Raw genomic sequence first — 12,409 nt, forward strand, 5'->3', positions numbered from 1 at the left:
AAAAAAGGAAGAGTTTGGGACATAAGTCTTAAGACAAATAAAACAGAAGACCGAAAATCATAAAAATGATTTTTAGTCTTCTGTTTTTTAGTTTCTTGGGAGAATTATTCTTGTTTGATAGCTTATTTATCCTATATTTTCTCAAATTTACTGCCATTAACGCAAATCCAATTTCATTGTGTGTCTGCTGTTTTCCTCGAACAGAGAACCGAGTGAAGCCTAAACAAGCCTTCAAATGTCCGAAAGCAGGTTCGACGTCAATTTTTCGTTGACGATAGAGTTTACCTGTTTCTTCTTCTGAAAGCAGCTGTTGAATCTTCGCTTTAAAATATTCCCAATTCATATTCTTTTGAATCTCACGATTCTTGTTGCTCTTCGCTTTTGTACATTGGCTTCGAAGAGGACAATTCGAGCAGTCTTCACATTCATATCGTTTTAAATACCGTTTAAACCCATACTTATCTGTACGAATAGAATAATTTCGAAAAGTCATTTTCCGTCCGCCAGGGCAAAGAAACGTATCGTCTAATTCCTGATACGACCAGTTTGCGGGAAGAAATGGATTTTGTTTACATTTTTTCTTTTGTTCTTTATGGTACATGGCATAAGTAATGAGTGGTGTTCGCTCATGGTCTTCTAAAACAGCTTGATAGTTTTCTTCTCCCCCGTAGCCGGCATCTGCGACAATATAAGTTGGTAGCTCAAAGAAACGCTCCTTTAAAGTAGCTAAAAAAGGACGCAGTGTCCGTGTATCTGTTGGGTTCGAGAAAAGATCATAGCCTAAAATGTACTGACTATTCGTAGCGATTTGAAGATTATAGCCTGCTTTTAACTGACCATTTTTCATGTGATCGTCTTTCATGCGCATAAAAGTGGCATCTGGATCTGTTCTAGAATAGCTGTTTCGTTGTCCTAAAATCTGTCTATGTTTTTGATAAGCAAGTTTTCGCTCTTTAAAGTCCTTGAAAAGTTTCCTTAATTTTTTTGGAACTTTTCGTTTAGAACGAATTGATTTGCGCGTAATTCCATCCTCTGCTTGTTCGATTTTATCTGTAAACTTTTCTACAATATGCGCGAGATTTTCTTCAATCTTGCCTAATTCAGTGACAGATAATTCTTTTTCGGACTCGCGCTCAATTTCAGGAATAATTTGATTTTTTAACAATTCATCATAAAGAAAATTTGATTTTTCAGTAAGATTTTTATCAAAGTTATCAATGGATTTTCTCCAAACAAAGGTGTATTTATTTGCGTTGGCTTCAATCTTTGTGCCATCGATAAAAATGGCTTCTTCATCGATTAATTGTTCCTTAACTAATTGGCTACGGAACTGGACGAAGCACTCCCGAAGGAGTGCATTCACTAAAGGATCCACTCGAAAACGATTGATGGTTCGATAACTAGGTTGATAACTTTGAGTAAGCCACATCATGCGAATACTGTCTTTCGTTAACGCTTCAATCTTACGACCAGAAAATACAGATTGCGTGTAAGCACATAAAATCATCTTCATCATCATTTTTGGATGATAAGAAGCAGGCCCCATTTGATGGTGAAAAGGAATAAAGCGTTCCTCTGGAATACTTTCGACTAATTGATCAATGGCAAACGCAATATCATTTTTTTCTAACTGAAAACTAAAATCTAGAGGAAGAACGACTTGATTTGTGGTATAATTTTTAAACATAAGAACACCTCGCTTGTTTATTTGTGTAGTTACTTTTATTCTAGCAAAGGTGTTCTTATTTTTGTACAACAAAATAATCCAGATGCCAATCAAGTTGATTGGTATCTGGATTTTTCGTTAGGACTTATGTCCCAAGCTCTTCCTCAATCTTATTCTAATTATCTTTCATAAAATCCTTAATAGCATCCGCATTCTTTTGCTCATCGATTTCAATCACACTACCGGATTCTGTATAATCATTGAAATTCCATGATCCTTCTACTGGAACAGATAATGATTTTAACGGTTTTACGTTGCCAGTTAGAAAATCTTTTGCTAAATCGATCAATAAACTTGTCGGCACATTGGTATCGATTTTTCCGACCATTTTCCCAGCAACTTGAGGTAATTCCCAAATTGGGATCAAATCTTTCGACTGTTCCACCAACGCGTCCATCACTTGTTGTTGACGTCTGATTCGACCAAAATCGCCTTCTTCATCCATTCTAAAGCGAGCATATTGGAGTAAACTATTTCCATGCAGTGTTTGTTTTCCTTTAAGGATATCCACACCATCTAGGTTAATGTCTTTTTCCGAATCGATTGTAACGCCTTTTGGATAAAGTTCATCAATAATATCGCTGAATTCTTTAAAGTCAATCACTACATAATAGTTGATTGGCAAATCAAAATTTGTTTTTAAGACATCTTTGGTCATTTGCGCTCCGCCATACGCGTAAGCCGCATTGATTTTATCTTGTCCCCCATCAGGAAATGTTACGTAGCTGTCTCGCATGATCGAGATTAGTTTTGGTTGTTTCGTTTTACCATCATAATGGGCCACCATCAATGTATCTGAACGCCCCTGGTCTTCATCGTCATCTCTAGAATCATTCCCAACAACCATTACAGTCAATTCTTTATCACTTGTTTGTTCATCACCAGTAAAATTTTGGTTTTTACTGGAAACTTTTGCTTCACTTTTTTCTTTTGCTGTTTGAAACGATATTGCTGCATAACAGCCTGCACTCACCACTACAAGCAAAATGGAGAGTAAGGTAATGATCGTTATTTTTACAGATTTTTTCATGAGTTATTCCTTTCTGCCGCTTAAATGGATTCTGGGATAAAAGAAAAATCCTTCACCAAGAACACTCAGCGAAGGGATTAGATTAGAAGCGGCAAACACATGGACTTATGCCCTTTATTTACAACTTACCTTGATCTTCTCTTCGTTGAGTTTTAGCACTATATAACGTAAAAAGCTATGCTTTTAGCTGCTTTGAAAAACGCCTTAATTCGACGAAATTTGTCCTACCCGTACCTGTCTTTCGACATTTCTGAGCAGCAGCCTATGTTTATATAGGAGCCTCACCTAACAAGTATTTAATTCATTTTAAACTATAAGCGTATCGAATCACAAAGTCAAATTAAATTTTATATAAGTGCTTTACGGAAAATAATGTTATTTGGCTTAAACTACTCTACACTCAAAGCTACCCTATATACGATTTAAACTATATAAAATTTTACACGATAAAAATCTTTATATTTTCTTAAAAAACAACTTTAGATAGACTTTCCTCCTATTATCTGTTTCAATGTTTAGAAGACGAAACGCTTGGAGGAAACCCATGGAAAACTTTTTAGAAAAACAACAAGAATTCTTTTTTAGCTTTTTAACAGATAGTATTGATAATTATTTATTGGATCATTCTGATGAAACATTTTATGCCTTTGCCTTAGACTGTAATATCTACGAAGAAGGGGAAATAAACCTTTGCATCAACACTGTTGAACTTTGGCAAGAAACAACTGAATACTATACAGAAAAAGGGTACAACCAAGAACAACTTGAAGCGATGAAATACTCTACTGGAGACTGGGACGAAAATCAACGCTTTGCCTCTCTTCATTTATTTGATGATTGGGTCGAAGACGAAGAGGATATCCAAACTGTACTTGATTGGCTTTGCGAACAAATGCTTTTGCTAGTAGAATCGCAAACGTTCAGACATATTCCTAAAACTGAAGACTTTAAATTATTGGTTTATGATCATGATGAATCTGTTGCTGCATCACAAGAACGGTTTGAAAAATTGACGATGTCTGATTATTTTCAAATAGATTAATAGAAACAGAATACTTATAAATAAAAATACCAAGAAGGAGTTCTCACAGCAATTAGCAAGAACTCCTTTTTGATAGTTTAAAAACAAAACTCTAATTCTTCTAGCTTGAATAACGTTTCTAAGATTTCATTCACTTTTTCAACTAATTGTTTTTCATCCACTATTTGATCTTGCGTTTCTACTTTTGCTGTATCACTTGAATAAATCAGGAAATTATACTCTTCCTTAAGTCTAACTTGATGTCCTTCTTTTATATACAAAATATAATCATCAATAACATCCGTCTCATATTCCCGCTTATATCCATTTTTCAAAACAATCGCTGTGATCAATGCGTTGACTGTCAGCTCTTCTAAAGGAATTGTCTGCTCATCAATCGTCAAAATATAATTTTCATTTTCAATAATGCCACAAACATTACAGCCTCCATCCAACAAATCAACGGTTTTAGTAATTGTTGCTTTCTTCATCATTACAAATCCCTTCACACATCATTTTTAGTTCTTATCCTTACATATTATAGCAAAAATAATGATCGAATGAATAAGTAACTTGATTTCCTTATTCAACTAAATTCGATAAAAAATAAATATATTTTAAATATTATGAGAAATTGCTCATTTTTATTTACTTTATATTTCCTTTGGATAATAATATAGGTAAGCTACTATTTATAAAATAGTAGTAAAAAAGAGGAGGTATTTTTTATGAAAGTTTTCAAAGGTATGATGGTTGCAGGATTGGCAATCAGTTTATGTTCAGCTAGTTTGGCAGTGGTGTCAAACACTGCGGATGCAGCAACAGTAGTGGAATCAAACTACAATAAGACAATCACTTTATTCAATAAAGCGGATATCTTAGAGTACACAGGTTTATCCTTAACTAGTTCAAATGTAGCATCTGTTTACAATGAATTGGTTAAAGCAAGTACATGGGAAGCTGCTGGTTATTCTTCTGCAGAAGCTACTGTGATCGCCAGAGATTTCGGCAGAAATTATTACAAATCAGTCAACTTATTACAAAAAATGACGTATCAAAAAGACTTACATCTTAAAGTTATTTTGATCACTAAAGGGTATGTAAAAGCAGAATTTGGCTTACAATCATACTATGTTCCAGACACGCCTGTAACTCCAGAAGAACCTAAAGATCCTGAAGCACCAGTTACACCTGAAGAGCCTGAAACGCCAGAAGTTCCTGAAACACCTGAACAATCTGATCTTAAAAAATTAGAAATCCAAGTAACTTATACAACTGGACAACAAATTCAATTACAGTACCAAGTAAATAGTAACGGTACGATCAAAGCACAATATCAAGATAAATCAAACAAAATCCAATTACAAGGTAATGCTGCTGCAGAAAAAATCGAAGGCATCATCGCTGGTTTAGATTTAAAAGCTGGAAGTGAAAAAACAATCACTTCACACATTTTAAACAAATTAGGTAAAGGTTCAAGCTACAAACAATTCCAATATCAAGGTCAATTTAATGATAATACACAAGTTAAATTCAAATTAAAATAATCGTCAAAGTACTCAATCATCAAAGAAGAACCTCATTTTCTGTAATCCAGAGAATGAGGTTCTTCTATTTATTTACTTTGTTTCTTTTTCTTCCATAAAATATAAGCTTGAATCAATACTAAGAATGCTAGTATAACGATCAATAAAATCAACCAAAAAGGAACTTTACTTTCGATTTCTACACTCTTATTTTCCTCATTGATCAACTTCACTTGTTCCCTTGTAATCTCAAACTCATTCTCAAATACCCATTTTTTTCCGTCTTGATTGATTTGCGTTTTACTACTATAGTGACCTGGCTGCAACTGTCTTTTTATCGGTACAGGAAAATCCATGACCGAATCAGGTGCCATTTCTAGAGCTTCTTTATCCAAGTTGATCAAAGGCGCTTCCTCTCCTTTTTTTCGGATGGCTATTTTAAGTTCCATTTTTTTTGAAATAGCAGCATTTTTATTCCGAATCGAATGGATGACGGACATTTTCTTTCCCTGTTTCGATTTTGCTACGTTGACTGCATCCATCTCATAATCTGGCACTATTGCGGTCTCTGTTTCATTCAAGACAACACCTACTACATAATGAAATCGTTGCTGAATAGTCACCTCTTTGTTCTTTACTTCATTTTCAGGAAGATTTTTGGTAAAACGTAATCCTCCTACTATCACACCGTCGTATTGTTCTTTCGGCATTTTCAAATGAAAACGAGCAATTTTTGTTTCATACGGCTGTAACGAAATCGTTGTTTCAGAAACCTTGATCAATGATTCAAAAGGATAATTTAGTGTTTTGTCTTTGATGCCTTTGACCGTATAATCGATCATTCCTTCTTCTGTTGTCATAGCATTTATTGCATTTACAGAAACAGTGATTGGTTCTGCTTCTGGATTGGCCAACTTAACCTGTAATTCTTGTTCCGCTTCCGGCTGCATTTTCAAATCAAAATAGGATTTATTGATGTCAACTTGATTCTCCGGTATAACTGCTTGCACATAAAAACTATTTGTTTCATTATTTTTGTCTTGTGCTGAAGCGTTTAATGTCTGCAATAAACCGAATAAAAAAATAAGACCAAATGAACAGAATAGCTTAATCGTTTTTGATTTAGAACAACCACTCATCCAAGTCACTCCTTTTAGTTAATCAGAAAAAAAGAGTGGAATAAAATAGTTCTCATCCCACTCTCTATAGATCACGCTTTATTTCTATGGTGCATCAGCTAATGTCCAGTCAATTGTAGAAGTATGTTTGCCAAGTGTTGCCATTGCAGCAGGTACATCGAGCGTAACCCCTTTGTTTTCACCATCAGGCCAAGTAAACGTCCAAGTCCCTGCCCCAGCACCTGTTGCAGCTGTTGCAAACGGAGATGCAGTTGCTGCTCCACTAGTTAATTTAACTGTATTAACTGGTGTTGGCGCTTCAGCATCACTATTTGTTCCCGCCTGTGTATTTTTAAAATTCAAACTTGCATTTGGCAAAGAGGCTGCGGCCGCATTATCTTTAAAGCCATTCAGTTTGCCACTCAACTTCCAACCAGCATTGGTTCCTCTGGCATCTGAAACAACAACATTGATCGCATCAGGGTTCGTTGGAATGTATGATGCATCATTCACTGAGATTGTTTGTGATGCGTAGCTGATCGTAGAGACAGCCTCTAAAGTTAAAGCACCTGGTGTAAATGTGACATCTAAATCGGTTGCCTTATTAATATCAGCAGCAGAAGCAGATTGTCCTAAAAATAATGTCCCTAACACAACTGACAATAATAAAGCCGTAGAGCTAGTCGTAACGAATATTGAACTCTTCATTTTATACACCCTTTCTTTTTTGGTAAACCTTATATTTATTTGGCACCGACAGAAACTATAACTCTACCGCTGGCTGCTGCCTCAGTGCCAAGTGTTGCCGCTGTATTAAGTGTGACCGAAGTCCCTACTGCTAACTGTCGACCGGAAATATCCAGTGAGAAGGTGCCGTCTGCATTTACAGGTGTTTCTTCGTAAACATTTCCAGGGAACCTCACTCTAACAGTAAAGCTAGTTCCCTCTGGAGGATTTACGATCTTAACGGTTCCTTTAATCATCGTATCTCCGACAAAAATAGGATTTACAACAGGTGCTGGAACAACATAACCTGCTAATGATGGAATTTTACCGACTGCAAAAACAACGCTGTCACTAACTTTTCCTTTAAAAGATTGAGGATGTTCTGCTATAGTGACTAGTCGCAAAGGATTCCCTTCTTTTAAATTCTTATCTGCTATAGCGATCGAAAACGTCCCATCGTTTTCAATCGCGACTTTTCTTAACAAGCCATCTGGAAATTGTACTTGCACAAACAATTTAGTGCCAGCTGGAACGTTGGCCAAGTCAACCAAACCTGTGATAAACTTGCTCCCTTCATTGACACTTTTGAACTGTGGTTTAGGAACTTGATAGTTTTTCAGTGGATCAAGGATAACCTGTTTGATTTCAGTCTCACTCGTTTTTGTCCGATTACCGTCGCTTGCTTCGATCACAATTTCTAATTGATCGGCACCTTGAGGTTGGTATTTGCCAAATGGAAGTGTAAAATGACCATCTGGATCCACAGAACCAGTTAAAGTCGTTCCATCAGGTAAAGTAACTTTTGCTGTAAAAGACACACCAGCTGGAATTGGTTTAGCCAGAGCCACATGTCCATCAAGATTAGGCATCCCCTCTAAAATATCATTGATTGCAGGTTTGCTTACCACATAATGTAGAAAAGGATCTGCTATAACTTGTTTGATTGTTGGATCGCTCGTTTTTGTGTACTTCCCTGCACTTGCTTCAACGACTATTTTTAATTGATCATTTCCTTGAGGCTGATAGTCTGCAAATGGAACGACAAACGTACCATCCTCATTAATTACACCTGATAAAGTAGCGCCATTCGGCAGTTCAACTTTAGCGTTAAATGTCACTCCAACTGGTACTGGTTTGTTGATTGCTACTTGTCCTTTAAGGCTAATCATACCTTCAACTACATCTTCAATAACTGGACTTGCAACAGGATAATCGACTAATGGATCTTCTTCTACTTTATCGAAATAAAGGGTAAGAGAATCCCCATTAGCATGGATTGTATTCAGTAAATCTAAATCAATAACTGGTTTATTAACGGCCATCGCAGTGACCTTTGCTTTTTCAGCAGTCACATCCGAAACTTTGGTAGAAAAATCAAAGTTAACATCTCCAAGTACGTTCGCTTGTAAAGCATTTGTCAACACGTCAGATGTGCCATTCGCTATTTTACCTACTAGATCCAGCAAGCTATTGACCACAGGTTTCAATAAATCAAGCACTGGATTCAAAATTGCAAGCAGCCCAGTGAATTTCAATCCATCGACCGCTTCTTTCAATGGGTTAAATAAATTTGCATATGTTGTTCGGACATATTGCCCTAAGCCATCTGTAAAATCGACCATTACATATTTGCCATCAGGTGACAATTTCCCTTCAAAAGAAGCGTGATAGCTCCCTAAATCTTGAAGAGAATTAAGCCCTTCAAAAGCTTTTTCTAAAGAGTCCAATTTTAAGCCTAAAGGTTTCGCTAGTCCTAATAGCCTAGTGACTAAATCGCCTACATTTAAAACAAGGTCCTTAACTACTGGAATATCTCCTGGAACAAGTGGAAGTAATTTGGCATTCGCATTGATCATGATTGGACCATCGATCTTACCACGCAATTCTTCAGGAATCGCGAAAACAATCACTTTTGGTGAAATCAAACCGACGTCTGCAACAGCGGTTCCTTTAAACGAAAGATTTAAATCATATGTAGAATCTGCATTTTTTTCCAACTTGACACCGTCATTAACGATCGTTCCATTCTTTGAAGAAAGTTGTGTTCCTTTCAAAATACTCACATCAGCTAAATCTGCAGCATTTGCTGATTCAGCAGCATTGACCTCATATCGACTATCGTCCCCCAAAAATACAAGTGAATTTGGTGTTAATGCTGCTGACAATAAAATCAACGTCCCAATGAACGAAATTCTAGAGCGCTTAAACTTTTTCATGATGTCCTCCTCATACCATAATTAATGCAACTACTTCTTATCACGCTTTTAAGTCGATCTGTAAAACAGGATAAATAAGTAATACAAGATTTCATTATAAAGAATACTATCTATATAATTTTATTTCAAATAATTAGATTGTAATAAAGAGAGAAAAATATAGTTAAATGATTAAAATGACAGACTTTTTTATCTTATAAAAAAAATTATCGTCAGCCCTTGTTTTTTATTCAAAAAACTAAATAGCCTTTTACTGAATTTTATTTTGAAATCTCTAGTTTTTCTTTAGATCATCAAACCAAATTTGGTGAGTTAGTCTTTATTTAAACACAGTAAAATACACTTTCAGATCAATAAAATAACAGTCACTTTATAATATCTTCTGATCCGAAAGGGCGATGACAAAGCGTATGTTATACTTGATTAGGAAGGAAATTCTAGACTATTGGAGGAGATTCAGATGGACTGTCAAGAAATAGTGACATTTTGGTTTGAAGAATGTGAGCCAAGTCAGTGGTTTAAGAAAGACTTAGTTTTTGATAAATTAATCAAGGCTCGATTTTCAGCTATCCATGAACAAGTTGCTCAAGGAGAAAAATCAGTTTGGCGGACAAGTATGGTCGGTCGTTTAGCTGAAATTATTGTTTTAGATCAGTTTTCTCGGAATTTATTTCGTGATGATGCACGAGCTTTTGCCTATGATGGAATGGCGTTGATTTTAACACAAGAAGCCATCGCCACAGGTAATTTGAATCAGCTAACAACACAGCAACGTGCATTCCTTTATATGCCTCTGATGCATTCTGAGTCGTTAATTATTCATGATGAAGCCTTAAAACGGTTTGCTGAAAAGGGGATGGAGCATAACCTTGAGTTTGAACAAAAGCATCGTGACATTTTGATTCGTTTTGGTCGTTATCCTCATCGAAATAAAGTATTAGGTAGACGTTCGACAGAGGAAGAAATTGCGTTCTTAAAAGAACCTGGCTCTTCGTTTTAAACATCCAAAAAGAGGAAATCAAACTGACCATCGTTTGATTTCCTCTTTTATAGTGGCGTTCCGTCCGCTGAACATAACTCCGTCTATCCTTCTAGCAACAAGTCACTTTTAAACCTTAAATCTTATGGTTATTTTATAGATGTCCTTTATCAACCGATTAACAGATCATATACTAAATCACACTAAAAAAATCAACTGTAATCTTACTTATTGATCGTCACTCATCTTACATTTTCAAACAAATAAATCATAAAGTAATCATTATTCTTAAGCATCTACTATCCCGCTCATTTCTTCTTACAACTCTTTGACTGTTATTAAAATGGCGAACCGTCAAAATCAGACCAATTAAAGCGAAAAAACGCTTGACTATGTCACAATTAAACCATATTCTTTATAAGAAATTTAAATAATAAACATAGAAAGAAGATAAATACTTGAAAAAGACAGTTAAGAATAAACCGTTGATAACGGTTGTAGCGATTTTATTGCTCAGTACTTTTACTTTATTTAGTTTAAAATCAGTTGCAGATAAAGTAGTCTTATGGGGCGGTGAAGAAAACGTTGAAAAAATCAATAACAACCTAGACCAATTAGACACCATGCTCAACTCAAAAGAAAAGAGAAGCACCGATCTAGAAACACAGCTTAACCAAAGAAGCGGTCAATTAAGTCAAAGCGAAACAGAATTAATAAATTTAAGAACGCAAGTCACTAATTTGACTAATGATAAAAATCAAACGCAAGGAACAATCACTTCCCTCCAATCACAGCTAACAAGTAAAAATGGCGAAATTCAACAAAAAATCGTTGAACTACAGCAAAAAGACAGTCAAATTCAACAAAAAATTGATGAAGGAAAACAAAAAGAAGCCGTCAAACAAGCAGAAGTTGACGCAAACAATAAAGAAATCGCAACCTTGAATCAAAAAATTAATGACATCACTAATGAAAAAAATACACTTCAAGCGCAGTACGATGATTCTCAGCGTAAGCTAGTCGATGCCGCAAATCAAATCACTAGCTTACAAGACTACGTAAAAAAACTTGAAAAGGCAAAAAAAGATGCTGCTTCGGTAATGGCTAAATCCGATAAAATTATTGAGCAACATAAATAATCAAGAAAAAGCAAATGACTGGGTTATAACTCTGCGAGTCATAGCCCAGTCATTTAAACTCCAAATAAACAATAAACGGTGAAAGTAGAAGTAATTCCTTCATATTTCTTAGGATTAAACGCTTCTGTCTCATCCTTTTGCTTTTGCTTACTACCTTATAAAGCTAGCTCTTTTTCAAAAAACTCAGCCACAACATCCATCATTTCACCTTTGACCAAATGCCCATCGCCAACCCCCGTAATAAATTGACTATTCTCAGCATAGGGCTGACCTTCAATCATTTGGTAAAAATCAGCCATATCTTCATAGGGAATTTTAGGGTCTTCGGTGCCATGCCAAAATAAAACAGGTCGTTGAGCCAATCTTTCTGGTACTTTAGAAAGATCATAATTGGCTACCCAGCTAAGCAATAATGGTAAATCTTTTGGTACAAAAAAATCCATTTCTGCTGAGCGTTCCATCACCCGTTCAATATAGCGCAGTGGTTTAGGTGTTCCCATCATACATGCTGCTGTTTTGATTTCTGGATGTTGGCTCAATAAAGCACATGTTGTAATGCCGCCCATAGAAACACCGCCAACACCAATTTTTCCAGATTCGATCAATCCTTGTTTATCAAAATGGCGAACTAATTGTGCAAACTCAATAATATTATATTGGATACTTGCCCAAAATGTTACCGAAGGAATTGGTGAGATCGGTCCAGTTTTTCGCTCACCATGATTCATTGCATCGGGTAAAATCACTCGGATTCCTTTTCTCGCCAATTTTCTCGCTTGGGTTAGTGACAATTCTTTGGCAGACTGCCAGCCATGATAATAAATCACTAAGGGCAAAACTTGATCTTTACTTTCTTCTGCCACAACTTCTAATACTGGAACTTTCTTGATATAGCGATGACGGATACTGATTTTCATTTTATTCTCTC

The 12,409-nt window shown here is 35.8% G+C and carries 11 protein-coding genes and 1 riboswitch; of the genes, 4 read left to right on the forward strand and 7 right to left on the reverse strand.

What is annotated here, in order from left to right:
* Positions 1-28 precede the first annotated feature (28 nt).
* Complete coding sequence (locus tag ATZ35_RS01080) at positions 29-1,687, reverse strand: IS1182 family transposase (protein ID WP_208928667.1); 1,659 nt, start codon at positions 1,685-1,687, stop codon at positions 29-31.
* 154 nt (positions 1,688-1,841) lie between these two features.
* Positions 1,842-2,756, reverse strand: coding sequence for an LCP family protein (locus ATZ35_RS01085; RefSeq protein ID WP_208928670.1), 915 nt, complete (start codon positions 2,754-2,756; stop codon positions 1,842-1,844).
* A gap of 131 nt (positions 2,757-2,887) precedes the next feature.
* Positions 2,888-3,056: riboswitch (M-box (ykoK) riboswitch) on the reverse strand.
* A gap of 244 nt (positions 3,057-3,300) precedes the next feature.
* Between ATZ35_RS01085 and ATZ35_RS01090 the strand changes: the two genes are divergently transcribed.
* Positions 3,301-3,798: a DUF4303 domain-containing protein gene (locus tag ATZ35_RS01090; RefSeq protein ID WP_208928673.1), complete on the forward strand. Its 498-nt coding sequence runs from the start codon at positions 3,301-3,303 to the stop codon at positions 3,796-3,798.
* Positions 3,799-3,875: 77 nt separating this feature from the next.
* On the opposite strand, the gene ATZ35_RS01095 is transcribed toward ATZ35_RS01090, so the two are convergent.
* The gene (locus ATZ35_RS01095) at positions 3,876-4,271 is read right to left on the reverse strand and encodes a DUF4809 family protein (protein WP_244148195.1); all 396 of its coding nucleotides are present in this window, start codon (positions 4,269-4,271) and stop codon (positions 3,876-3,878) included.
* 234 nt (positions 4,272-4,505) lie between these two features.
* Here ATZ35_RS01095 and ATZ35_RS01100 point away from each other — a divergent pair, with 234 nt between their 5' ends.
* A complete protein-coding gene (locus ATZ35_RS01100) occupies positions 4,506-5,324 on the forward strand; it encodes a YusW family protein (protein ID WP_208928676.1) in 819 nt (272 codons plus the stop codon).
* Positions 5,325-5,392: 68 nt separating this feature from the next.
* Here ATZ35_RS01100 and ATZ35_RS01105 read toward each other — a convergent pair whose 3' ends face one another.
* The 3 genes from ATZ35_RS01105 to ATZ35_RS01115 form a co-directional block, all read right to left on the reverse strand.
* Positions 5,393-6,442 (reverse strand): WxLIP family cell surface protein, encoded by a 1,050-nt coding sequence (locus tag ATZ35_RS01105; protein ID WP_208928677.1) that lies wholly within the window; start codon positions 6,440-6,442, stop codon positions 5,393-5,395.
* A gap of 84 nt (positions 6,443-6,526) precedes the next feature.
* Positions 6,527-7,129 (reverse strand): WxL domain-containing protein, encoded by a 603-nt coding sequence (locus ATZ35_RS01110; RefSeq protein WP_208928681.1) that lies wholly within the window; start codon positions 7,127-7,129, stop codon positions 6,527-6,529.
* A gap of 35 nt (positions 7,130-7,164) precedes the next feature.
* Positions 7,165-9,363, reverse strand: coding sequence for an adhesive domain-containing protein (locus ATZ35_RS01115; RefSeq protein ID WP_208928684.1), 2,199 nt, complete (start codon positions 9,361-9,363; stop codon positions 7,165-7,167).
* Positions 9,364-9,823: 460 nt separating this feature from the next.
* Here ATZ35_RS01115 and ATZ35_RS01120 point away from each other — a divergent pair, with 460 nt between their 5' ends.
* A complete protein-coding gene (locus ATZ35_RS01120; RefSeq protein ID WP_208928686.1) occupies positions 9,824-10,363 on the forward strand; it encodes a DUF924 family protein in 540 nt (179 codons plus the stop codon).
* A 437-nt stretch (positions 10,364-10,800) separates the two neighbouring features.
* The gene (locus ATZ35_RS01125) at positions 10,801-11,481 is read left to right on the forward strand and encodes a hypothetical protein (protein WP_208928689.1); all 681 of its coding nucleotides are present in this window, start codon (positions 10,801-10,803) and stop codon (positions 11,479-11,481) included.
* Positions 11,482-11,636: 155 nt separating this feature from the next.
* Here the strand turns inward: ATZ35_RS01125 and ATZ35_RS01130 are convergent, their stop codons facing one another.
* On the reverse strand, positions 11,637-12,398 hold the full coding sequence (locus tag ATZ35_RS01130) for an alpha/beta fold hydrolase (protein WP_208928691.1): 762 nt from the start codon (positions 12,396-12,398) through the stop codon (positions 11,637-11,639).
* Positions 12,399-12,409: the final 11 nt, after the last annotated feature.

Origin of the sequence: Enterococcus rotai (genome assembly GCF_001465345.1) — a bacterium.
GTDB classification, from domain to species: Bacteria; Bacillota; Bacilli; order Lactobacillales; family Enterococcaceae; genus Enterococcus_L; species Enterococcus_L rotai.

What these genes read in the sequence shown, in the direction of transcription:
- ATZ35_RS01115 (WP_208928684.1), bottom strand. Translation starts at nt 9,363, where the DNA reads ATGAAAAAGTTTAAGCGCTCTAGAATTTCGTTCATTGGGACGTTGATT.
- ATZ35_RS01085 (WP_208928670.1), bottom strand. Translation starts at nt 2,756, where the DNA reads ATGAAAAAATCTGTAAAAATAACGATCATTACCTTACTCTCCATTTTG.
- ATZ35_RS01105 (WP_208928677.1), bottom strand. Translation starts at nt 6,442, where the DNA reads ATGAGTGGTTGTTCTAAATCAAAAACGATTAAGCTATTCTGTTCATTT.
- ATZ35_RS01080 (WP_208928667.1), bottom strand. Translation starts at nt 1,687, where the DNA reads ATGTTTAAAAATTATACCACAAATCAAGTCGTTCTTCCTCTAGATTTT.
- ATZ35_RS01130 (WP_208928691.1), bottom strand. Translation starts at nt 12,398, where the DNA reads ATGAAAATCAGTATCCGTCATCGCTATATCAAGAAAGTTCCAGTATTA.
- ATZ35_RS01120 (WP_208928686.1), top strand. Translation starts at nt 9,824, where the DNA reads ATGGACTGTCAAGAAATAGTGACATTTTGGTTTGAAGAATGTGAGCCA.
- ATZ35_RS01090 (WP_208928673.1), top strand. Translation starts at nt 3,301, where the DNA reads ATGGAAAACTTTTTAGAAAAACAACAAGAATTCTTTTTTAGCTTTTTA.
- ATZ35_RS01095 (WP_244148195.1), bottom strand. Translation starts at nt 4,271, where the DNA reads ATGATGAAGAAAGCAACAATTACTAAAACCGTTGATTTGTTGGATGGA.
- ATZ35_RS01100 (WP_208928676.1), top strand. Translation starts at nt 4,506, where the DNA reads ATGAAAGTTTTCAAAGGTATGATGGTTGCAGGATTGGCAATCAGTTTA.
- ATZ35_RS01110 (WP_208928681.1), bottom strand. Translation starts at nt 7,129, where the DNA reads ATGAAGAGTTCAATATTCGTTACGACTAGCTCTACGGCTTTATTATTG.